Annotated in this window: 17 protein-coding genes; 8 read left to right on the top strand and 9 right to left on the bottom strand. The window is 68.6% G+C overall.

Annotation, left to right across the window (positions count from 1 at the left end; translation table 11 throughout):
* Positions 1 to 154 precede the first annotated feature (154 nt).
* The 5 genes from ABVN73_RS17300 to ABVN73_RS17280 all read left to right on the top strand — a co-directional run bounded on the left by ABVN73_RS17300 (position 155) and on the right by ABVN73_RS17280 (position 7,938).
* On the top strand, positions 155 to 2,653 hold the full coding sequence (locus ABVN73_RS17300) for a glycogen/starch/alpha-glucan phosphorylase (protein ID WP_353859536.1): 2,499 nt from the start codon (positions 155 to 157) through the stop codon (positions 2,651 to 2,653).
* Between the two features lie 285 nt (positions 2,654 to 2,938).
* Complete coding sequence (locus tag ABVN73_RS17295) at positions 2,939 to 3,967, top strand: aspartate-semialdehyde dehydrogenase (RefSeq protein WP_353859535.1); 1,029 nt, start codon at positions 2,939 to 2,941, stop codon at positions 3,965 to 3,967.
* Positions 3,968 to 4,133: 166 nt separating this feature from the next.
* Positions 4,134 to 5,741 carry a peptide chain release factor 3 gene (locus ABVN73_RS17290; protein WP_353859534.1) on the top strand — a complete coding sequence of 536 codons (1,608 nt, stop codon included), beginning with the start codon at positions 4,134 to 4,136 and terminating at the stop codon, positions 5,739 to 5,741.
* A gap of 378 nt (positions 5,742 to 6,119) precedes the next feature.
* The gene (locus ABVN73_RS17285; RefSeq protein WP_353859533.1) at positions 6,120 to 7,538 is read left to right on the top strand and encodes an ATP-binding protein; all 1,419 of its coding nucleotides are present in this window, start codon (positions 6,120 to 6,122) and stop codon (positions 7,536 to 7,538) included.
* Positions 7,531 to 7,938 carry a response regulator gene (locus tag ABVN73_RS17280; RefSeq protein ID WP_353859532.1) on the top strand — a complete coding sequence of 136 codons (408 nt, stop codon included), beginning with the start codon at positions 7,531 to 7,533 and terminating at the stop codon, positions 7,936 to 7,938. The genes ABVN73_RS17285 and ABVN73_RS17280 overlap by 8 nt, the downstream gene beginning before the upstream one ends.
* 10 nt (positions 7,939 to 7,948) lie before the next feature.
* On the opposite strand, the gene ABVN73_RS17275 is transcribed toward ABVN73_RS17280, so the two are convergent.
* The 8 genes from ABVN73_RS17275 to ABVN73_RS17240 form a co-directional block, all read right to left on the bottom strand.
* On the bottom strand, positions 7,949 to 8,728 hold the full coding sequence (locus tag ABVN73_RS17275) for a 5-oxoprolinase subunit PxpA (RefSeq protein WP_353859531.1): 780 nt from the start codon (positions 8,726 to 8,728) through the stop codon (positions 7,949 to 7,951).
* Complete coding sequence (locus ABVN73_RS17270; RefSeq protein ID WP_353859530.1) at positions 8,725 to 9,810, bottom strand: biotin-dependent carboxyltransferase family protein; 1,086 nt, start codon at positions 9,808 to 9,810, stop codon at positions 8,725 to 8,727. Before ABVN73_RS17270 ends, ABVN73_RS17275 begins: the two co-directional genes overlap by 4 nt.
* Positions 9,807 to 10,529: a 5-oxoprolinase subunit PxpB gene (pxpB, locus tag ABVN73_RS17265; RefSeq protein WP_353859529.1), complete on the bottom strand. Its 723-nt coding sequence runs from the start codon at positions 10,527 to 10,529 to the stop codon at positions 9,807 to 9,809. The genes ABVN73_RS17270 and pxpB overlap by 4 nt, the downstream gene beginning before the upstream one ends.
* Positions 10,530 to 10,540: 11 nt before the next feature.
* Positions 10,541 to 11,842 carry a TRAP transporter large permease subunit gene (locus ABVN73_RS17260; RefSeq protein ID WP_353859528.1) on the bottom strand — a complete coding sequence of 434 codons (1,302 nt, stop codon included), beginning with the start codon at positions 11,840 to 11,842 and terminating at the stop codon, positions 10,541 to 10,543.
* Between the two features lie 3 nt (positions 11,843 to 11,845).
* A complete protein-coding gene (locus ABVN73_RS17255) occupies positions 11,846 to 12,355 on the bottom strand; it encodes a TRAP transporter small permease (RefSeq protein WP_353859527.1) in 510 nt (169 codons plus the stop codon).
* A gap of 146 nt (positions 12,356 to 12,501) precedes the next feature.
* Complete coding sequence (locus ABVN73_RS17250; RefSeq protein WP_353859526.1) at positions 12,502 to 13,488, bottom strand: TRAP transporter substrate-binding protein; 987 nt, start codon at positions 13,486 to 13,488, stop codon at positions 12,502 to 12,504.
* Position 13,489: 1 nt separating this feature from the next.
* Positions 13,490 to 14,353 (bottom strand): putative hydro-lyase, encoded by an 864-nt coding sequence (locus ABVN73_RS17245; RefSeq protein ID WP_353859525.1) that lies wholly within the window; start codon positions 14,351 to 14,353, stop codon positions 13,490 to 13,492.
* A gap of 43 nt (positions 14,354 to 14,396) precedes the next feature.
* Positions 14,397 to 15,359, bottom strand: coding sequence for a LysR family transcriptional regulator (locus ABVN73_RS17240; RefSeq protein WP_353859524.1), 963 nt, complete (start codon positions 15,357 to 15,359; stop codon positions 14,397 to 14,399).
* Between the two features lie 163 nt (positions 15,360 to 15,522).
* On the opposite strand from ABVN73_RS17240, the gene ABVN73_RS17235 reads away from it, so the two are divergent.
* Both ABVN73_RS17235 and ABVN73_RS17230 read left to right on the top strand, forming a co-directional pair.
* Complete coding sequence (locus ABVN73_RS17235) at positions 15,523 to 16,707, top strand: efflux RND transporter periplasmic adaptor subunit (RefSeq protein WP_353859523.1); 1,185 nt, start codon at positions 15,523 to 15,525, stop codon at positions 16,705 to 16,707.
* Positions 16,704 to 19,826: an efflux RND transporter permease subunit gene (locus ABVN73_RS17230; protein WP_353859522.1), complete on the top strand. Its 3,123-nt coding sequence runs from the start codon at positions 16,704 to 16,706 to the stop codon at positions 19,824 to 19,826. Before ABVN73_RS17235 ends, ABVN73_RS17230 begins: the two co-directional genes overlap by 4 nt.
* 10 nt (positions 19,827 to 19,836) lie before the next feature.
* Here the strand turns inward: ABVN73_RS17230 and ABVN73_RS17225 are convergent, their stop codons facing one another.
* On the bottom strand, positions 19,837 to 20,727 hold the full coding sequence (locus tag ABVN73_RS17225; protein ID WP_353859521.1) for a LysR substrate-binding domain-containing protein: 891 nt from the start codon (positions 20,725 to 20,727) through the stop codon (positions 19,837 to 19,839).
* Positions 20,728 to 20,828: 101 nt separating this feature from the next.
* On the opposite strand from ABVN73_RS17225, the gene ABVN73_RS17220 reads away from it, so the two are divergent.
* Positions 20,829 to 21,578, top strand: a complete 750-nt coding sequence (locus ABVN73_RS17220; protein ID WP_353859520.1) for a sulfite exporter TauE/SafE family protein — start codon at positions 20,829 to 20,831, stop codon at positions 21,576 to 21,578.
* Position 21,579 lies beyond the last annotated feature (1 nt).

The following is a 21,579-nucleotide window of genomic DNA, read 5'->3' as shown; positions in this document are numbered from 1 at the left end:
GGACGAACGGCCTAGGCAATTCAACAGGCCGATTCGACTGGTTGGCGCAGCGACTTAAACGTTGCTTAACCATGGACCCCGGAAACTGCCGCCGATGGAAGACCGGCTGAATAACCGCCGCTCCAGTTGGCCCTGGAAAGAAGAAAGTCAAGACATGGACGCTCGGTATAAGTCCCGCGAGATCGAACGCCGCAGTCTGGATGTCGACGGGCTGAAGCGCTCGTTTCTGGAATGGCTGGTTTATTCCGTCGGCAAGGACGCCCGGGCGGCGACCCGGCGCGACTGGTTCCACACCGTGGCGCTGGCCGTGCGCGACCGCCTCGTGGACCGCTGGATGGACACGACGCGGACCTATTACCAGCAGGACGCCAAGCGCGTTTACTACCTCTCGCTGGAATTCCTGATCGGCCGCCTTCTGACCAACAGCCTCGCCAACCTCGGCATCACCGACCAGTGCCGCCAGGCGCTCGACCGCATCGGTCTAAACCTCGACGACGTGGTGGAGGCGGAGCCGGACGCCGCGCTCGGCAACGGCGGCCTCGGGCGCCTCGCCGCCTGCTTCCTCGACAGCATGGCGACGGAAGCGCTTCCCGGCTACGGCTACGGCATCCGCTACGAGTTCGGTCTGTTCGAGCAGCGCTTCGAGCATGGCTGGCAGGTCGAGTATCCGGAGCAGTGGCTGCAATTCGGCAACCCGTGGGAATTCCCGCGTCCGGAGGTGCTCTACCCCGTCCAGTTCTACGGCCGCGTCGAGGAGTTCCGGGATTCGGTGGGCGAGCGTGCCTACCGCTGGGTCGATGCCGAGCGCGTGCTGGCGATGGCCTACGACACGCCGGTGGTCGGCTACGGCGGGGACACGATCAACACGCTGCGCCTGTGGTCGGCCCGCGCCACGCGCGACTTCAACTTCGGCCACTTCAACGACGGCGCCTACATGAAGGCGGTCGAGCAGAAGGTGCTGACCGAGAATCTGAGCCGCGTCCTCTACCCGAACGACGCGACGGAGGGCGGCAAGGAGCTGCGGCTGAAGCAGGAGTATTTCTTCACCTCCGCCTCGCTGCAGGACATCCTGCGCCGCTATCTGCAGCACCATTCCAACTTCGACAGCCTGCCCGACAAGGCGGCGATCCAGCTCAACGACACGCACCCGGCCATCGGCATCGCCGAACTGATGCGGCTGCTGGTGGACCAGCACGGCGTGACCTGGGACAAGGCGTGGGACATCACGCGCGCGACCTTCTCCTACACCAACCACACGCTGCTGCCGGAGGCGCTGGAGGCGTGGCCGGTGCGCATGATGGAGCGCGTTCTGCCGCGCCACATGCAGATCATCTACGAGATCAACGCCAAGTTCCTCAACCGCTCCAAGGCGCGGGCGGCGGGCGACAATGGGCGGCTGTCCCGCCTGTCGCTGATCGACGAGCGCGGCGACCGCCGGGTGCGCATGGGCAATCTGGCCTTCCTCGGCTCGCACAAGGTCAACGGCGTGTCGGCCCTGCACACCGAGCTGATGAAGCAGACGGTCTTCGCCGATTTCCACGCGGAGTTTCCGGACCGCATCAACAACAAGACCAACGGCATCACGCCGCGCCGCTGGCTGCACCAGGCGAACCAGCCGCTGGCCGCGCTGATCACCAGCCGCATCGGCAACGGCTGGATCAAGGACCTCAGCCAGATCAGCGCGCTGGCGGAGAAGGCCGACGATCTGGTCTTCCGCGAGGAGTTCCGCCGCGCCAAGCGAAAGAACAAGAAGCGGCTGGCCGCCTACATCGCGCGCCAGACCGGGGTGGACGTGCAGGTCGACAGCCTGTTCGACGTGCAGGTCAAGCGCATGCACGAGTACAAGCGCCAGCTCCTGAACATCCTCCAGGCGATCGCGCTGTACAACGAGATGCGCGACAACCCGACCGTCGCCTGGGTGCCGGTGACCAAGATCTTCGCCGGCAAGGCGGCGCCGAGCTATCACATGGCCAAGCTCATCATCAAGCTCATCAACGATGTGGCGAAGGTGGTGAACCACGACCCGTCGGTCCACGACAACCTGAAGATCGTTCTGCTGCCGAACTACAACGTGACGGCGGCGGAAATCATCATGCCGGCGGCCGACCTGTCCGAGCAGATCTCCACCGCGGGCATGGAGGCGTCGGGCACCGGCAACATGAAGCTGGCGCTCAACGGCGCGCTGACCATCGGCACGCTGGACGGGGCCAACGTCGAGATCCGCGAGCATGTGGGCGAGGACAACATCTTCATCTTCGGCCTGACCGCCGAGGAGGTGAACGACCTGCGGGCCAGCGGCGGCTTCAACCCGCGCGACGTCATTGCGTCGAACCCCAGCCTGAAGCGGGCGCTGGACATGATCTCCACCGGCGTCTTCTCGCCGGACGATCCCCACCGCTACCACCCGATCCTCCAGGCGCTGACCGACGGCGGCGACCATTTCCTGGTGACGGCGGACTTCTCCGACTACTGCCAGGCGCAGCAGGCGGCCATGGACCTCTACCGCGACCAGGAGGAATGGACGCGCAAGGCCATCCTGAACACCGCCAACATGGGCTGGTTCTCCTCCGACCGCACCATCATGGAATACGCGACGGAGATCTGGGACGTGCATCCCGTGAAGCCGGAGCATCCCGCCGAAACCGAGACCTGACGCGGTCCCGTCCGGCACCGGACAAAAATTGTGCGGCGAAGGCGCGGGCGCTTTACAAGCCCCGCGCCTTTCGTTTATCTACCAAGTTATGAATCGCTCGCTCGCCATCACCACCACCACTACCAAAACGACCCGCTCCGGCGGGCCGTCGGATGGTGGCGTGCGTTGATCGAGTAAGACGCTTCACCCACCACGAAGGCCCCGCCGGACACGGACGGGGCCTTGGTGCATCTGGGGCCGCCGTCCACGCTCGATCCGGGCAAGACCAAAGGACGGACCACACCCATGAGCACCTCTTCTTCTTCTCCCCGCCGCGTCGCCATCGTCGGTGCCACGGGCGCCGTCGGCCGCGAGATGGTCGATGTTCTTCACCGCCGTTCGTTCCCGGTCGCGGAACTCGGTCTGTTCGCGTCGGAGCGCAGCGCCGGCCGCACGGTCGAGACCCCGTTCGGCGAGAAGACCCTCGTGGCGTTCGACGTCGAGAAGGTGAAGGGCTACGACATCGTCCTGCTCGCGGTGTCCGGTGATTTCGCCAAGGAGCATGCGCCGGCCATCGCCGCGGGCGGGGCGCTGGTGATCGACAACTCCTCGGCCTTCCGCTACGACGACAACGTCCCGCTGATCGTGCCGGAGATCAACGCCCACGCCATGGGCGCCATCGAACAGGGCAAGGGGAAGCTGATCGCCAACCCGAACTGCACGACCGCCATCGCCGTCGTGGCCCTCGGGCCCCTGCACAAGGCCTTCGGCCTGAAGCGCGTGATCGTCTCCACCTATCAGGCGACCAGCGGCGCCGGTGCGGAGGGCATGGCCGAGCTTGAGGAGCAGACCCGCAACCAGCTCGACGGCAAGCCGGTCGTCAACAGCGTGTTCCGCCACCCGATCCCCTTCAACCTGATCCCCCAGATCGACGCCTTCCAAGAGAACGGCTACACGAAGGAGGAGATGAAGGTGACCTGGGAGACCCGGAAGATCCTTGAGATCCCGGACCTGCCGGTCAGCTGCACCGCGGTGCGCATCCCGACCTACCGCGCCCATTCCGAGGCGATCACGGTCGAGACGCTGTCGCCGGTGACCCCGGACGCCGCTCGCGCCGTTCTGGCCGACGCGCCGGGCGTGGTGGTGAAGGACGTGCCGGCGGACGGCGTCTACCCGATGCCGATCAACGCCACCGGCCAGTTCGACGTCGAGGTCGGCCGCATCCGCACCAGCCTGATCTTCGGCGACCACGGCCTCGACCTGTTCGTCTGCGGCGACCAGCTGCTGAAGGGCGCGGCGCTGAACGCCGTGCAGATCGCCGAACTGAGCCTGTAAGGCATCCCGCACACCTTCATCCCTCCATCCGACGGGTGGAAGGGATGAAGGCTGGAACGGGGCGGTCTTCGCTGCTATCTATAGGTCCGTACGAAGAGGGCCGTGGGGCGTTCCGCCTCCCGGCCCTCTTCGCCGTTGTCTGCACCGCTGAGTTACGGGAACGCGCATGTCCGAGCTTCTGGACGCTGTTTCCCGGCGTCGAACCTTCGCGATCATCGCGCACCCCGACGCCGGCAAGACCACCCTCACCGAAAAGCTGCTGCTGTTCGGCGGCGCCATCCAGATGGCCGGCGCCGTGAAGGCCCGCGGCGAGCAGCGCCGCGCCAAGTCGGACTGGATGAAGGTGGAGCGCGAGCGCGGCATCTCCGTGACCGCCTCCGTCATGACCTTCGATTACGAGGGGCGCACCTTCAACCTGCTGGACACGCCGGGCCACGAGGACTTCTCGGAGGACACCTACCGGACGCTGACCGCGGTGGACAGCGCCGTCATGGTGATCGACGGCGCGAAGGGCATCGAGAGCCAGACCCTGAAGCTGTTCGAGGTCTGCCGCCTGCGCGACGTGCCCATCGTGACCTTCTGCAACAAGATGGACCGCGAGGCCCGCGACCCCTTCGACCTCATCTCCGAGATCGAAAGCTCGCTGGCGCTGGAGGTCACCCCGGCGAGCTGGCCCATCGGCATGGGCCGCGACTTCCTGGGCTGCTACGACCTGATCCGCGACCGCCTGATCCTGATGGATCGCACCAAGGGCGACGAGATCGACGACGGCATCGAGTGCAACGGCCTCGACGATCCGCGCCTCGACGAGCTGCTGCCGCCCCACGCCGTGGCGAAGCTGCGCGAGGAGGTGGAGATGGCCCGCGGGCTGATGCCGCCCTTCGACCTGGAGGCCTACCGCGCCGGCCACCTGACGCCGATCTATTTCGGATCGGCGATCAACAACTTCGGCGTGCGCGAGCTTCTCCAGGGGCTGGCCGAGAACGCCCCGCCGCCGCGCCCGCAGCCGGCGGAGCAGCGCTCCGTGCAGCCGGATGAGGGCAAGTTCAGCGGCTTCGTGTTCAAGGTCCAGGCCAACATGGACCCCAACCACCGCGACCGCATCGCCTTCGTGCGCATCTGCTCCGGCAAGTTCAAGCGCGGCGCCAAGCTGAAGCATGTCCGCTCGGGCAAGCTGATGGCGGTGAACAACGCCGTGCTGTTCCTGGCCCGCGACCGCGAATTGGCGGAAGAGGCGTGGCCCGGCGACATCATGGGCATCCCCAACCACGGCTCCTTGCGCATCGGCGACACGCTGACCGAGGGCGAGGATCTGCGCTTCACCGGCGTGCCGAGCTTCGCTCCGGAACTGCTCCAGCGCGTCCGGCTGGAGGATCCGATGCGCGTGAAGCACCTGCGCAAGGCGCTGGAGCATTTCGCGGAGGAGGGCGCCTCGCAGGTGTTCAAGCCGCTGACCGGCGCGGATTGGGTGGTCGGCGTCGTCGGCCAGCTGCAGTTCGAGGTGCTGGCCGCCCGCATCGAGGCGGAGTACGGGCTTGCCGCCCGCTTCGAGGGGGCCGGCGTGGACGCCGCCCGCTGGATCGAGACGGACGACGAGGACCAGCTCAAGAAATTCCTCGATCTCAACCGCTCCGCGGCGGCCGAGGACCATGACGGGGCGCTGGTCTTCCTGGCCCGCAACGCCTGGCACCTGAACCGCACGCAGGAGGATTTTCCAGCCCTGCGTTTCCTGAAGACCCGCGAACAAAACCGTAAGGTGCACACCGCGGCGTAGCATACATCCGGAGCCATGCGGAGCGCGCTGACCAAAGGCTGGTGTCGCGTTCCGCGTGTTGCTCCGCTTCTCCGATTCGAGTAGCGTTTGCTGATGCAGCCTCCGCGGCATGGTGCCGCAAGGCGTTGTGCTTCAAGGTTTTGTGGCGAAATCAGAGAAACGGCGGCGTTTCCGAACCCGGCTGGGCCGCGGACGGTTGCCAAAAATTAGAGGGGCGGCATGTTCGGTGGCGTGGAAGCCTTCTTCGACACCAGCGCGTACTTGCCTCACGGCGTGTGCCTGTTCTGGCGTCCGGAAATTCTGGCTCTGCACATTGTGTCTGATGTGCTGATCGGTCTTTCCTATTATTCAATTCCGATAGCGCTGCTTTACTTCGTTTTGAAGCGCCGCGATGTTGCCTTCACCTGGATCGTCTGGCTTTTCGCCGCCTTCATCCTGGCCTGCGGAACGACGCATTTCTTCAGCCTGTGGACCCTGTGGTATCCCGACTATGCCGTGGAGGGCATCGTCAAGGCGCTCACCGCGCTGGTGTCCGTGCTGACCGCCGTCGCCTTGTGGGTCCAGATGCCCAGGGCCCTCGCTCTGCCCAGCGCCACCCAGCTCGCCGATGCCAACGGGGCCCTTCAGCGCGAGATCGAGATCCGGCGTCAGGCCGAACTGCGCTACGCCAGCTTCTTCAACAATCTGGCCGAGGGTCTGTTCGTCGTCACGGTGCTGCCGGACGGGGACTTCGCCATCGACACGCTGAACCCCGCCCACGCGCGGGCGACGGGGATCGACCCGGAGACGATCCGCGGCCGTCTGGTCCGCGAGGCCGTTCCCCCGGAAACGGCCGAGGCGGTGATCGAACGCTACAGCGCCTGCGTCGCCGCGGGCGGCCCGATCGATTACGAGGAGACGCTGGACCTTCCCGTCGGTCGGCGCACGTGGCACACGGTTCTGGTGCCGGTGCGCGGCGAAAACGGACGGGTGGTCCAGATTCTGGGCAGCTCCCGCGACATCACCGACCGCAAGCGGCTTCAGGAGGAGCTGGTCCAGACCTCCAAGCTGGCGACGCTGGGCACGCTCGCCGCCGGCATGGCCCATGAAATGAGCCAGCCCCTGAACATCATCCGGATCTGGGCGGAGAACGCCCTGTCCCGCCTGCGCGACGGCGACACGGACACCGCGCGCCTGGACAAGGTGCTGACCATCATGTCCGAGCAGGCGGAGCGCATGGGCCGCATCATCGACCACATGCGCACCTTCAGCCGCCGCGACGGCGCGACCCAGCGCTTCGAACCCGCGGCCTGCGTCCGCTCCGCCGTCGAGCTGGTGTCCAACCAGTTCGCCCTGGAGAACATCGACGTCGTGAGCGACGTCCCGACCGTCGAGTGCGTCACGCGCGGCCGTCCCCTGCAACTGGAGCAGGTGCTGGTCAATCTGCTGTCCAACGCGCGCGACGCCATCCTGGAATGGCGCGCCGACCCCAAAGGGTCGCCCGGCGCCGGGCGGATCGCCGTCGGGATGCGCTGCGACCTGACCGCCGGGAAGGCCGTCATCACCATCACCGACGACGGCGGCGGCATCGATCCGGACATCCTGCCGCGCATCTTCGATCCCTTCTTCACCACCAAGGAGGTCGGGAAGGGATCGGGCCTCGGCCTGTCCATCGGCTATGGCATCATCGATTCCATGGGCGGGCGGATCGACGCGGCGAACGTGACCCATGAGGATGGAAGCCGCGGCGTCCGTTTCACCATCACCGTACCGGTGTCCCATCCCTCCGTTCAGGACGTGGAGCGCGCTCATGCCTGACCCCGTCACCGCTCCGCTGCATGTTCTGGTGGCCGAGGACGAAGCCCTGGCCGCCATGGCGCTGGAGGACTTCCTGTCCCGCAAGGGATTCCGGGTGACCCTGGCCCAGGACGGGCAGGAGGGGCTGGAGCGCTACAGCGCCGACCCCGCCGACCTCGTCATCACCGATCTGCGCATGCCGCGGATGGACGGCCGCGCCCTGATCCGCGAGTTGCGGACCAGGGCGGCCGGTCTGCCGATCCTGGTGATGACCGGATTCCTGTCGATGGAGGCGGGGGAGGACGACCTGACCGCCGACCGCTGGCAGCCGCTGGTGGTGCTTCGCAAGCCGGTCAGCCCGCAGGTCATCCTGGACACGCTCGTCAGCCTCGCCCAGGCGGCGAAGCTGCGGCCTGCATGATCGCCGACCGTTAGAAACGGTCGCGCAGTGCCGGCAGGGGGACGATGCGGACCCCCTTGGCCTCCAGCGTGCGGCGCAGATTGCCGGCCATGGCGACGGCGCTCGGCTCGTCGCCGTGGACGCAGACGGAGTGGACGGTGCAGGGAATGCGTTTGCCGGTGATCGACAGGATCACGCCCTCCTCCAGCATGCGCAGGACGTTGGCCGCCGCGACGTGCGGGTCGTGGACCATCGCGCCGGTCTGGCCGCGCGGCACGAGGTTGCCGTTGTCGTCGTAGGCGCGGTCGGCGAAGACCTCCTCCGCGGTCGGCAGGCCCAGCGTCCGCCCGGCCCGCGCCATCTCCGAACCGGCGGTGGCGAGGTAGATCAAGTTGGGATCGACGCCCTTGATCGCGCGGCCGATCGCCATCGCCAGCCCCTCGTCCACCGCCGCCATGTTGTTCAGCGCGCCGTGCGCCTTCACATGGGTGACCGAACCGCCGGCGGTGGCGGCGATGCCCATCAGCGCGCCGATCTGGTAGGCGACCATCGCCTCGACCTCGGCCGCCGACATGCGCAGCGGGCGGCGCCCGAACCCTTGAAGGTCGGGGTAGGAGGGGTGGGCGCCCAGGCTGACGCCCTTCGCCACCGCGTTCCGCACGGTCCGCGTCATCACCAGAGGGTCGCCGGCGTGGAAGCCGCAGGCGATGTTGGCGGAGGCGACGATGCCCAGCATGGAGTCGTCGTCGCCGATGTCGTAGGCGCCGAAGCCCTCGCCCAGGTCGGCGTTCAGATTCACGGTGATGGTCATGGGCAGCTCCCGCACATGTTTTCCCGGTTCAGGATGTCGCCGTTGCCGTTGACGATGTCGACGACCCCGGACACGAGATTTTCCGCGTAGAGCGCCTCCAGATCGACGCCGCCCGCCGGGCGCACCGGGCGGATGGCGCGGACCCAGGCGGCGATGGTCTGTTCCTGGCGCCGCCGGATGGCCTCCGCCTCCTCCACCGTCACGGCGCGGAAGCTCAGGGTACCGCCGGGGCTCAGCCGGCCAACGCGGGGCAGGTCGGCGGAGATCACCGTGGCGATCTTGGCGTAGCCGCCGGCCGTCTGGTGGTCGTTCAGCAGCAGGATCGGCTGGCCGTTGCCCGGCACCTGGATGGAGCCGGTGACCAGCCCGTCCGACGGGATGTCGGCGGAGCCGGTGTGGGCGAGCGTCGGACCGTCGAGCCGCAGGCCCATGCGGTCGGCGTCCTTGCCGACGCGGTAGTCCGCCGACAGGAAGGTCTGCACGGCCTCCGCCGTGAAGCGGTCGTCCTGCGGGCCGAGCACCACCCGCACGGGCCCGCCGCCGTAGTCGGGCGGCTCCGGCAGTTCCACGTCGGCGCCCGGCGGGGCGTCGTTGCGGTTGAGCGGCAGACGCCCCCCGTCGCCCAGCGGCTTGCCGCCGAGCGGCCCGATGCCAGCGCGCACGTAGGTGGACAGGCTGCCCAGGAAGGGCTCCAGCGCGAATCCGCCGGCCACCGCCAGATAGGCGACCGCCGCCCCGCTGACGGCGCCCAGCTTCAGCACGTCGCCGCGCGTCAGCGTGTGGCTGCGGTGCGGCTCAAGCGGCTGGGGCGGTTGCCCCTCGCGCTCCACACTCAGCGCCATCGGGCCGACGACGGCGACGCGCACGCCGTCGGCCTCCACCTTCAGCGCCGGGCCGAGCAGGACGACCTCCACCCCCGCCGCGCCCGGCGGGTTGCCGACCAGCGCGTTGGCGAGGCGCAGGGCGATGGGGTCGAGCGCGCCGGCGACCGGCATGCCGAGTTCCTGATGGCCGAAGCGGCCGAGGTCCTGGATGGTGGCGAACAGTCCCGGTCGGACGACGGTGAGGCAGGGCGTGATCATGGCGCGGCCCTCAGCGTGTCGGGATCGAAGCGCCCCGTTGCGGCCTCGGCCGTCAGACTGTCGAAACGGGCGCGGTCCACCGCCTCGAACCGCACGCGGTCGCCCGCGGCGAGCAGGACCGGGGAGGGGCGGGCGCCGTCATAGAGCGGCACCGGGCAGCGCCCGATCAGGTGCCAGCCGCCGGGGCTTTCCCACGGGTAGACCGTGGTCAGCCGCCCGGCGGTGGCGACGGAGCCCGCCGGCACGCGAAGCCGCGGCTCGCTGCGCCGCGGCTTCTCCAGTTCCGGAGGCAGGTCGCCCATGTAGGCGAAGCCCGGCATGAAGCCCAGCATGTAGACGAAATACTCCGTCGAGCCGTGGAGGTCGATCAGCCGGTCCTCCGAGAGGCCGAGCGAGGCGGATAGCTCCGCGAGGTCCGGCCCGAGGTCGGGGTCGTAGCAGACCGGCAGGCGCCACAGCGTGCCTTCAAGCGGCGCGTCCGCGGCGTGGGCCAGCTCCGCCTCCACGGCGGCCTGGACCTCGCTGCGGCTGGTCAGCGCCGGGTCGTAGACGACCTGGAGCGAGCGGAAGGTCGGCACCGTCTCCACCAGACCCGGCAGCGCGGCGGCCTTCAGCCGGGCGTGAAGGGCCATGACGCGGGCGTTGGTCGGGCGGTCGATGCCCTCGCCGAACTCCACGTTGAAGGCCGTGTCGCCCGCCGTGGTGAAACGGACGTCCATGATGCCGCTCCTCACCCGATCATCAGCGAGGGCAGCCACGTCACCATGCCCGGGAAGATCCAGAGCAGCGCCACCATCAGGATCATCATCATGAAGAAGGGCAGGCTGGCCTTGCCGACCGCGAAGATGCTCTTCCCCGTCATGGATTGCAGGACAAACAGGTTGAAGCCCACCGGCGGGGTGATCTGGGCCATCTCCACCACGATGATGATGTAGATGCCGAACCACAGCAGGTCGATCCCGGCGTTCTGCACCATGGGCAGGATGACCGAGGTGGTCAGCACGACCATCGAAATGCCGTCGAGGAAGCAGCCCATCACGATGAAGAACAGGGTCAGCACGACCAGCAGCGCCGCGGTGGAGAGCTGCATGGAGGTGATCCACTCCGCCAGCAGGCGCGGGATGCCGGTGTAGCCCATGGCGACGGTCAGGAAGGCCGCCCCCGCTAGGATGAAGCCGATCATGCAGGACGTGTGGGCCGCCCCCATCACGCTGTCGCGGAAGGTCGCCCAGCTCATCGTGCCGGTCAGCATGGCGAGCACCAGCGAGCCCAGAACGCCGATGCCCGCGGCCTCCGTCGGCGTGGCGATGCCCGCGTAGATGGAGCCGAGCACCCCGGCGATCAGCAGCATGACGGGGATCAGCGACCCGGTGTCGCGGATCTTCTCCATGAGGCTCTGGCGGGCCTCCCGCGGCGGCACCCGGTCGGGGTTGAGCAGCGACCAGCCGCCGACATAGAGCATGAACAGCCCGGTCAGCACGATGCCCGGGATGACGCCGGCGATGAACAGACGGGCGATCGACACGTCCGCCGCCACGCCGTAGACGATCATGATGATCGAGGGCGGGATCAGCAGTCCCAGCGTGCCGGCGCCGGCCAGCGAGCCGACGATCATCATCGGGTCGTAGCCGCGCCGGGTCAGTTCCGGGATGGTCATCCGCCCGATGGTCGCGGCGGTCGCGGCGGAGGAGCCGGAGACGGCGGCGAAGATTGTGCAGCCGACGATGTTGACGTGCATCAGCCGCCCCGGCAGCCAGCCTGTCCAGGGCGCCAGCCCCTTGAACATGTCCGACGAGATTCGCGTCCGGAACAGGATTTCGCCCATCCAGATGAACAGGGGCAGGGCGGTCAGGGTCCAGCTCGTGCTGGCGCCCCAGATGTTGGTCGCCATGACCATCCCGACGGGACGGGTGGTGAACAGCGCCATGGCGACGAAGCCGACGCCGGCCAGCGCCAGGGCCACCCAGATGCCGGTTCCCAGCATCAGGAGCATCGTCACCACGACGACGATGGATGCGGTCGTCTGGTCCATGGGTCAGCCCTCGCTCTGCATGCCGGCGCTCTGGTAGGACGCCTCGCGCCCCTGGATCACCGCCAGCAGGTCGTCGAGGAAGGCGATCACGAGGATGACCAGCCCGACGCCCATGGCGGCCTGCGGAATCCACAGCGGGATGGGCAGCACGCCCTGTCCCAGATCGCCGAAATCGTAGGAATCGTAGGTCATGCGCAGCCAGTACCACGCGAAATAGGCGCTGAGCGCCGTGCCGAAGCCGAGGCAGAGCAGTTCCACGACGCGCCGGGGACCGCCGCGCAGACGATCCACCAGCACGCCGACGCGGATGTGCGCGCCGCGGCGCAGCGCCGGACCCAGCATGAGGAAGAAGGAGGCGGCCATGCAGTAGCCGGCCAGTTCGTCGGCTCCCGGCACCATGCGGTTGGCCAGCCGGGCGAAGACCTGGGACACGATCAGCACGGCGATCAGCACCAGGAACACCGCGCCCAGGATCTCGGCGGCGCGGTATAGGAAGGTCAATGCGGTGCGCATGGCGCGACCACCTCCGGGTAGGGCGGGCGGGATTTTTTTTGGTGGTGGACGTGTTGCCCCCTCCCTGACCCTCCCCCGCTTCGCAGGGGAGGGAATCTCTCCTCCCCCTGCGCAGCGGGGGGAGGTTGGGAGAGGGCAGGCGCCGCTTACTTCCGGAAGGCCGAAACGATCGCCTCGCCGTCGGCGCCGGCGGCCTTGGTCCACTCGTCGGTCATCGTCTTGCCGATGGCGGCGAAGCCGTCCTTGATCGCCGGGGACGGGGTCAGCACCTTCATGCCGTTGCCGGACAGCGTCTTGTTCAGCTCCGCCGTCTTCTTCTCCCACTCGGTCCAGCCGGTGGCCTCGGCCTTGGCGGCGGCCTGCTCGACGGCCTTCTTCGTGGCGTCGTCGAGGCCCTTCCAGACCTCGGTGCTGACGAACACCATGTTGCGCGGCAGCCAGGCCTGCACGTCGTAATAGACGTTCACGAAGTCCCAAGCCTTGGTGTCCACGCCGGTGGCGGCGGAGGTCATCATGGCGGTGACGATGCCGGTGCCGAAGGCCTGCGACACCTCGGCGGCCTCGATCTTGGTGGGCACGGCGCCGGCCAGCTCGGCGATGCGGGTGGTGGCCGGGTTGTAGGCGCGGAACTTCTGCCCCTTCAGGTCGGCGACGGAGCTGATCTCCTGCTTGACGTAGAGGCCCTGGGGTGGCCACGGGATCGAGTAGAGGAGCTTCAGGCGCTGACGCTCCAGCTTCTTCTCCAGGTAGGGCTTGGACACCTCGTACAGCTTCTTCGAGGCGGCGAAGTCGGTCGCCAGGAAGGGCACGGAGTCGAGGCCGTAGAGAGGGTCCTCGTTCGCCCAGGAGCTGATGAGCACCTCGCCGAGCTGGGCCTGGCCCGACTGGACGGCGCGCTTGATCTCCGGATGCTTGACCAGCGAGCCGTTGGAATGGACGGTGATCTGGATCTTGCCGTTGGTCGCCGCCTTCACGTCCTCGGCGAACTGGCGCACCGTGATGGTGTGCAGGTTCGTGTCGGGGTAGGGGGTCGGCATGTCCCAGGTCTCGGCGAAGGCCGCGACCGGGGTGGCGCAGAGGCCGATTCCGAAGGCGGCGGCGGCGAGGCGGGTCCGCAGGGTGATCGCGGTCATGTCATGAAGCTCCCTGTTCTTGTCTGAAAAGTTGCGCGACCGAAGGGGACACGCCCTCCAGCTCGGCGTTCAACCGGTCGGTGACCAGCATATGGCCGGGGCTGTGGGCGATGGCGAAGGGCAGGCGGGCGGCGGCGAGCGCCACCTGGGGGGTGACCCCGCAGGCCCAGAAGACGGGGACCTCGCCGGGGGCGAGCGGAACGGCGTCGCCGAACTCCGGCCGCGACAGATCGCGGATGCCGAGCGCCGCCGGGTCGCCGATGTGCACCGGCGCGCCGTGCACGGCGGCGTAGCGCCCGGTCACCGCGGCGGCGCGCTCGGCCTGGGCGGGAGTCATCGGACGCATCGACACCACCATACGGCCGGCGAAGGGCGGGACGGCCACGCAATCGCGGTCGGTCACGTACATCGGCACGTTGCAGCCGCGCTCGATGTGGCGCACCGGCAGGCCGGCGGCGAGCAGCGCTTCCTCGAAGGAGAAGGAGCAGCCGATGGCGAAGGCGACCAGATCGTCGCGCCAGACCGGCAGCAGATCCTCCGGCTCCTCCGCCAGCAGGCCGTCGCGATAGACGCGGTAGCGCGGGAAGTCGGTGCGCAGGTCGAGGTCGGCGCCAAGCTCCGCGAAGCGGTGGTCGCCGGGCCGCGACACGGCGAGCAGCGGGCAGGGCACCGGATTGGCGCGGCAGAACCGCTCGAAGGCGGGGGCCACATCGGCGGGAACGATGGCGAGGTTCGCCTGCACATGGCCCGGCGCCAGTCCGGCGGTCGGACCGCGGTGCTCTCCCCGCCGGATCGCCAGACGCGCCAGCAGGGCGGCGGACGCGGTGCCGGGCGGAAGCGGGGTGCTTGGGGTCACGGACTGCATGGCGGGCAAAACCTCGGTGACCAAACTGTTGTGTCCTAAAGGTTCACGCATCCGTCCGATCCGTCAAATTTTCATTTTGGATCGTTTGCGATAAACGGCGTTTATCGGTGGGCGCCCTGTGCCGCTGCGCCCGTACGATCTCCAATGCCATATCCGCCACGATGGGGACCAGCGGGTTGTCGCTGTCCACCGGGTGGCAGATGGTGAAGTCGAGGTCGGGCAGCGGGTCTTCCGCCGGGATCAGCCTTAGCAGCCCTTCGGCCAGTTCACGCTCGATCACCGCGGGTGGGATGGCGCTGATGCCGATGCCGTCCAGGGTCATCCGCACGATGCTGGCGAGCGAGCTGTTGCCGTAGAAGCGCAGCGGCGGCAGGCCGGGACGCTTGAACATCTGCTGGATGGCCACCGAGGGCTTGGTCTGGCGGGAAAAGGTGATGACCGGATAGCGCGCCAGATCGGCCAGCCCCAGCCGTCCGGCGGGGAGGTCGAGCGAGGGGCTGGCCACCCAGGCCATGGGGTAGCTGCTCAGCGCCTCGTTGCGCATGTCCGGTTCGGCCACCGGCCCCAGCATGAAGGCAATGTCGAGGTCGTGGGCCAGCAGCCCGTTGCGCAGGTGGATGGAGGTGTCCACCTCGATCTCCAGGCTGACCAGGGGGAAGCGGTTGTGCAGCCGCTCGATCAGGCGGCTCAGCCAGGTGTGGACGATGGTCTCCGCCACCCCCAGCCGGATCAGCCCGCGCAGGGTCGTCGATTCGGCCACCGCGTGGACCAGCTCGGCCTGGAGCGTCAGCATCCGCTCGGCATGGTCCAGCAGCTCCATGCCCTTCAGCGTCAGCGTGACCCGCCGCGTGCCGCGGTTGAACAGCTGGACGCCCAGCTCCTTCTCCAGCTGGGCGATGCGGGCGGAGATGGCCGGCTGGGTGGTGTTCAGACGGCCGGCCGCGGCGCGGAAGCCGCCCAGGCGGGCGATCCACACGAAGGCTTCCAAATTCTTTAGGTCCAGCATCGCCGAATCGCTCCGCAGCCCATACCCGCTGTTACAGTCTGTTACCAAATGGCTGTAGGATGGACATTAACCTGCAAAGCCTCTCCTGCGATAATGGGCCGCATTGCCTTATGGCGGGATGGCGCGTTCCGGCCGGACCGGGCAGCTCTACCGGGAGTTCGATGTGACGAAACGCATAGTGCTGTTTGCGCTCCTGCTGGCCGCGCTGATCGGCGGCGGCTATTGGTACACGCACCGGGCGGGCGGGGCCGACGCGCAGACGGCAAAGGCCGCCACCCCGGCGGGACCGCGCGCGCTCCCGGTGGTCATCCGCCCGGTCGAGCAGCGCGCCGTGCCGGAGCGGCTGGGCACCATCGGCTCGGTCCAGCCGGTGGCCGCCATCGCCATCAAGGCCCGGGTCGATTCGGTGGTCGAGACCGTCCATTTCACCGAGGGGCAGGAGGTGAAGGCCGGCGACCTGCTGTTCACCCTCGACTCCCGCGCGCTGGAGGCGCAGCTCCGCCAGGCCCAGGCCAATCTGGAGCGCGACCGCGCCAATCTCGACAAGGCGCGCGGCGACGTGAAGCGCTATGAGCAGCTCGTCCGCTCCAACACGGTGGCCCGCCAGCAGTACGACGCCGCGGTGGCCGCCGCCGACGCGCTGGAGGCCACGGTGAAGGCCGGGCAGGCGGCCATCGAGGCGGCCAAGGTCTCACTCAGCTTCACCCGCATCGCCGCCCCCATGGACGGGCGCACCGGCGCGGTGAACGCCAAGCCGGGCACGATGGTCCGCGCGGCGGACGCCACGCCGCTGGTCACGCTGACCCAGCTCCGCCCGATCACCGTCGCCTTCAACGTGCCGGAGCGCCATCTGCCGACCATCCGCGCGGCGATGGAGACGAGCAAGCTGGCGGTCACCGCCGGCATCCCCGGCGCCGCCGTGCCGCCCGCCGAGGGTGTGCTGAATTTCGTGGACAGCCAGGTCGACCAGCAGACCGGCACGATCCTGGTGAAGGGCCAGTTCGACAACGCCGACACGCGGCTGTGGCCCGGCCAGTTCGTCGACGTGGTCCTGACCCTGCGGGTCGAGCCGCAGGCCTTGACCCTGCCGGAGGAGGCGGTGCAGACCGGCCAGCAGGGCCGCTTCGTCTATGTGGTCAAGCCCGACGACACGGTGGAGATCCGCAACGTCACCGTGGCGCGCAGCCAGGAGGGCATCGCCGTCATCGCCGACGGGGTGCAGGCCGGTGAGCGCGTGGTGGTCGACGGCCAGTCCCGCCTCTATCCCGGCGCCAAGGTCGCCGCCGCCAAGAACGGCGGCAAGGATGGCGCCAACGGCAAGGCTCCGCTCACCGGAGGCGCGTCATGAACCTCTCGGAACTGTGCATCCGCCGTCCGGTGATGACCATTCTGCTGACGGCGGCGCTGGTTCTGGGGGGGCTCGCCGCCTACCGCCAGCTGCCCGTCGCGGCGCTGCCGCGGGTGGATTTCCCGGTCATCAACGTCTCCGCGACGCTGCCCGGCGCCAGCCCGGAAACCATGGCGGCCTCGGTCGCCAGCCCGCTGGAGCGCGAGTTCTCGACCATCGCCGGCATCGACACGATCACCTCGACGTCGAGCCTCGGCAACACCTCGATCACCATCCAGTTCGTCCTGGAGCGCGACATCGACGCCGCCGCGCAGGACGTGCAGGCGGCCATCGCCCGCACCCAGCGCCGCCTGCCGGCGGAGATGACCACCGCGCCCAGCTACCGCAAGGTGAATCCGGCCGACCAGCCGGTGCTCATGCTGGCGCTGTCGTCGCCGACGCTGACCCTGTCGGCGCTGAACGATTTCGCCGAAACCGCGGTCCAGCCCAAGGTCGCCACCCTGCCGGGCGTCGCCCAGGTGCAGATCTACGGCGCGCAGAAATACGCCGTGCGCGTCCAGGTCGACCCCAACGCGCTGGCCGTGCGCGGCATCGGTATCGACGAGCTTCAGAAATCGCTGGCCGCCGCCAACGCCAACACCCCGGTCGGCACGCTGTCCGGCGCCAAGCAGCAGCTCGTCCTCGCCGCCAACCCGCAGCTTCCCGACGCCGAGGCCTTCCGCGGCCTGATCGTCGCCTACCGCAACGGCGCCCCGGTCCGTCTGGGCGACGTGGCGAACGTGCTGGACAGCGTCGAGAACGCCCGAACGGCGAGCTGGCACAACGGCACCCGCGCCATCGTCATGGCCGTGCAGCGCCAGCCCGACGCCAACACCGTGGACGTGGTGGACCGGGTGCGCAATCTGCTGCCCAGCTTCCGCGCGCAGCTTCCGCCCAGCGCGAAGGTGGAGGTGGTGAACGACCGCTCCACCTCGATCCGCGAGGCGGTGGAGGACGTGCAGTTCACGCTGGGCCTGACCATCGCGCTGGTCGTGCTGGTCATCTTCCTGTTCCTGCGCCGCCTGACGGCGACGATGATTCCGGCGCTGACCGTTCCGATCTCGCTGATCGCGACGGCGGGCGGGATGCATCTGATGGGATTCTCCATCGACAACATCTCGCTGATGGCGCTGACGCTGGCGGTCGGCCTCGTCGTCGATGACGCCATCGTGATGATGGAGAACATCGTCCGTTACGTCGAGGAGGGCATGCAGCCCTTCGAGGCGGCCCTCAAGGGCTCGCGGGAGATCGGCTTCACCATCATCTCCATCACCGTGTCGCTGGTGGCGGTCTTCATCCCGATCCTGCTGATGGGCGGGGTGGTGGGGCGCGTCTTCCACGAGTTCGCGCTGGTGGTGACCATGGCGATCAGCGCCTCGGCCTTCGTGGCGCTGACGCTGACGCCGATGATGTGCGCCCGCATGCTGACCCACGAGCCGCACGGCGCCAAGGAGGGCTGGTTCGGCCGCGTCCTGGAGGGCGGGTTCAGCGCGCTGCACCGCGGCTACGCCGTCACCCTGCGGATGGCGCTGAGGCACCGCCCGGTGATGGGGCTCGTCATGATCGCGACGGTGGTCGGCTCGGCCCTGCTGTTCCAGGCGATCCCCAAGGGCTTCTTCCCGACCGAGGACATCGGCCAGATCTCCGTCTCGACGGAGGCCGCGCCCGACATTTCCTTCCCGGCGATGGCCGAACGGCAGCAGGAGGTGGCGCGGATCATCCAGGCCCATCCGGCGGTGGCGGACATGTCCTCGTCGGTCGCCATCGGCGGCAATTCGGTCAACACCGGGCGCATGTTCGTCGTGCTCAAGCCGCGCAGCGAGCGGCCGCCGGCCGGCGAGGTCATCCAGCAGCTCCGCCGCCAGCTCGCCGGCATTCCCGGCATGGCGGTCTACATGCAGCCGGTGCAGAATCTGCGCATCGGCGGCCGTTCGTCCAAGAACGAGTTCCAGTACACCATCCAGGGCCTGAATCCCGAAGAGCTGTACGCCTGGTCGGGACGGCTGGAGCGGGCGATGCACGACATCCCGATCCTCCAGGACGTGACCAGCGACCTTCAGCTCAACAGCCCGCAGGCCTATGTGCATGTGGACCGCGAGAAGGCGGCGACGCTGGGGATCGGCGTCGATCAGGTGCGCTCCACCCTCTACAGCGCTTTCGGCCAGCGGCAGGTCTCGACGATCTACACGCCGACCAACGACTATCAGGTGCTGATCGAGCTGGCGCCGAAGTACCAGCAGGACGACAACGCCCTGTCGCGCATCTATGTCCGCTCCGGCTCTGGCAAGCTGGTGCCGCTGGACGCCTTCGCCAGCGTGCAGCGCACCGCCGGGCCGCTGACGGTCAACCACCAGGGGCAGCTGCCCGCCGTCACCCTGTCCTTCAACGTGGCGCCCGGCCATTCGCTGGGCGAGGCGGTGAGCGCCGTCCGGCAGGCGGAGCTGGAGATGGCCCTGCCGCCGGGCATCACCACCGGCTTCGCCGGCACCGCCCAGGTCTTCGAGGACGCGCAGAAGAGCCAGGGGCTGCTGCTGCTGGCGGCGGTCCTGGTGATCTACATCGTGCTCGGCGTACTGTACGAGAGCTTCATCCACCCGCTGACCATCCTGTCCGGCCTGCCCTCGGCGGCCATCGGGGCGCTGGCGACGCTGATGGTGTTCGGGCAGGAGCTGAGCGTCATCGCGATCATCGGCATCCTGATGCTGATCGGCATCGTGAAGAAGAACGCGATCATGATGATCGACTTCGCCATCGACGCGCAGCGCAACCAGGGCATGACCGCGCGCGAGGCGATCGAGCAGGCCTGCCTGCTGCGCTTCCGCCCGATCATGATGACGACGATGGCGGCGATCATGGGCACCCTGCCCATCGCCGTCGCCCACGGCGCCGCCGCGGAGCTTCGCCAGCCGCTCGGCCTCGCGGTGGTCGGCGGCCTGTGCGTGTCGCAGATTCTGACGCTCTACATCACGCCGGTGCTGTTCCTCTACATGGAGGATGCCGGCAACGCCGTCTCCCGCCTGTGGAAGCGCCGTCACGGCGCCGCCCCGGAGGCGCCGCAGCCGGTGCCGGGCGCGGAATGAGGGGCAAAGGCTAGGTGGTGCCGCCGGCCAGCCGCTTCACCAGCTCGCGGCTGTGGCTGGGCAGCGCGTCCAGCCGGCGGACGCAGACGACCAGCGACCGGACCGCCCAGGGGTCTGTCAGGCGCACCGCGCGGATCTTCGTGAAGCGGCGGCAGCGCTTCGCCGAGGCTTCCGGAACGATGCCGAGCCCCACCCCCTGCTCGACCATCCGGCAGATGCCGTCGAAGCCGCGCACCCGCACGCGCAGCTTCAGCGGGCGTCCGGTGCGGATGGCGTGCTCGTTGATGTGCTGCTGAAGGGCGTTGCGCGCGGCCAGCCCGACGAAATCCTCATCCAGAACCTCGCGCAGGGCGACGCTGCGGCGGTTCGCCAGCGGGTGGCCGTGCGGCGTGACCAGCACCATGCGGTCGGTGCGGAAGGGAAAGACCTCCAGTCCCGACAGGTCGGCGTGATCGGACACCACCCCGACGTCGGCCAGCCCCTCCGCCACCGCCCGCACGATCTCGTGGCTGGGCCTCTCCTCCAGATCGATGTCGATGTTCGGGTGAGCGGCGAGGAAGGGCACCAGCGCCTCAGGCAGGAATTCCGCCAAGGCGGCGGTGTTTGACAGCAGTCGGACATGGCCCTTCAGCCCCTTCGCGTAATCGCCCAGCTCTCCGCGCATCCGCTCCACTTGCTGGAGAAGGAGGCGGGAATGGTGGACCAGCGCCTGTCCCGCCGGGGTCGGGCGGACGCCGCGCCGCCCGCGTTCCAGCAGCGGCACGCCGAGCGTTTCCTCCATCCCGCGGATGCGCGCGCTCGCCGAGGCGAGGGCGAGGTGCGTGCGCTCCGCCCCGTGGGTGATGCTTTCCGCTTCCGCCACGTTCAGGAACAGGCGCAGGTCGGTCAGGTCGAAGCGCATGGGTGGGGTCTCCGGTGGGGAACCAGCCTTCGTTTGAGCCGAAGGCTGACCGCGTGACATCCACATTGCCGGAAGCCGTGGCCGGGCCTCAAGTGGCAGGCATGACCGACCTGCCTTTCCTCATCGTCGCCGCCATGGCCCTGACCTTCCTGTTGGCCGGATTCGTCAAGGGCATGATCGGCCTGGGCCTGCCGACCGTCGCTATGGGTCTGCTCGGCCTCGTCATGCCGCCCGCCGAAGCGGCGGTGCTCCTCATCGTGCCTTCGCTCGTGACGAATCTCTGGCAGCTCGCCTTCGGCCCCGGCCTGGGCGCCACGGTCGAGCGGTTCTGGCCGATGATGCTGGGAATCACGCTGGGCACCTGGGCCGCGGCGGGGCTGCTGGCCGGCGCCTCGTCGGGGCAGGCCGCGGCGGCGTTGGGCGGCGCGCTGGCGCTCTACGCGGTGGTTGGGTTGGTAAAGCTGCCGCTGCGGGCGCCGCCCGCCGCGGAATCCTGGCTGTCGCCGCTGGTCGGCGTGGCGACCGGCGTGGTGACGGCGGCCACCGGGGTCTTCGTCATCCCCGCCGTGCCCTACCTCCAGGCGCTGGAGTTGGAGCGCGACCGGCTGATCCAGGCGCTCGGCCTGTCCTTCACGGTGTCCACGCTGGCTCTGGCGGCCGGGCTGGCGCAGCACGGGCTGTTCGACGGCGCGCTGGCCTGGGGCTCACTGGCGTCCCTGCCGCCGGCCCTGGCCGGGATGGCGCTCGGCCAGAGCCTCCGCCGGCGGGTGCGGGCGGAGGTGTTCCGGCGCTGCTTCTTCCTCGGCCTGCTGGCGCTCGGGCTGTTCCTGATGCTGGAGCATTTGGGGTGAA

Source organism: Azospirillum formosense (assembly GCF_040500525.1).
GTDB classification, from domain to species: Bacteria; Pseudomonadota; Alphaproteobacteria; order Azospirillales; family Azospirillaceae; genus Azospirillum; species Azospirillum formosense_A.
This window is presented reverse-complemented; position numbering and strand designations above follow the sequence as displayed.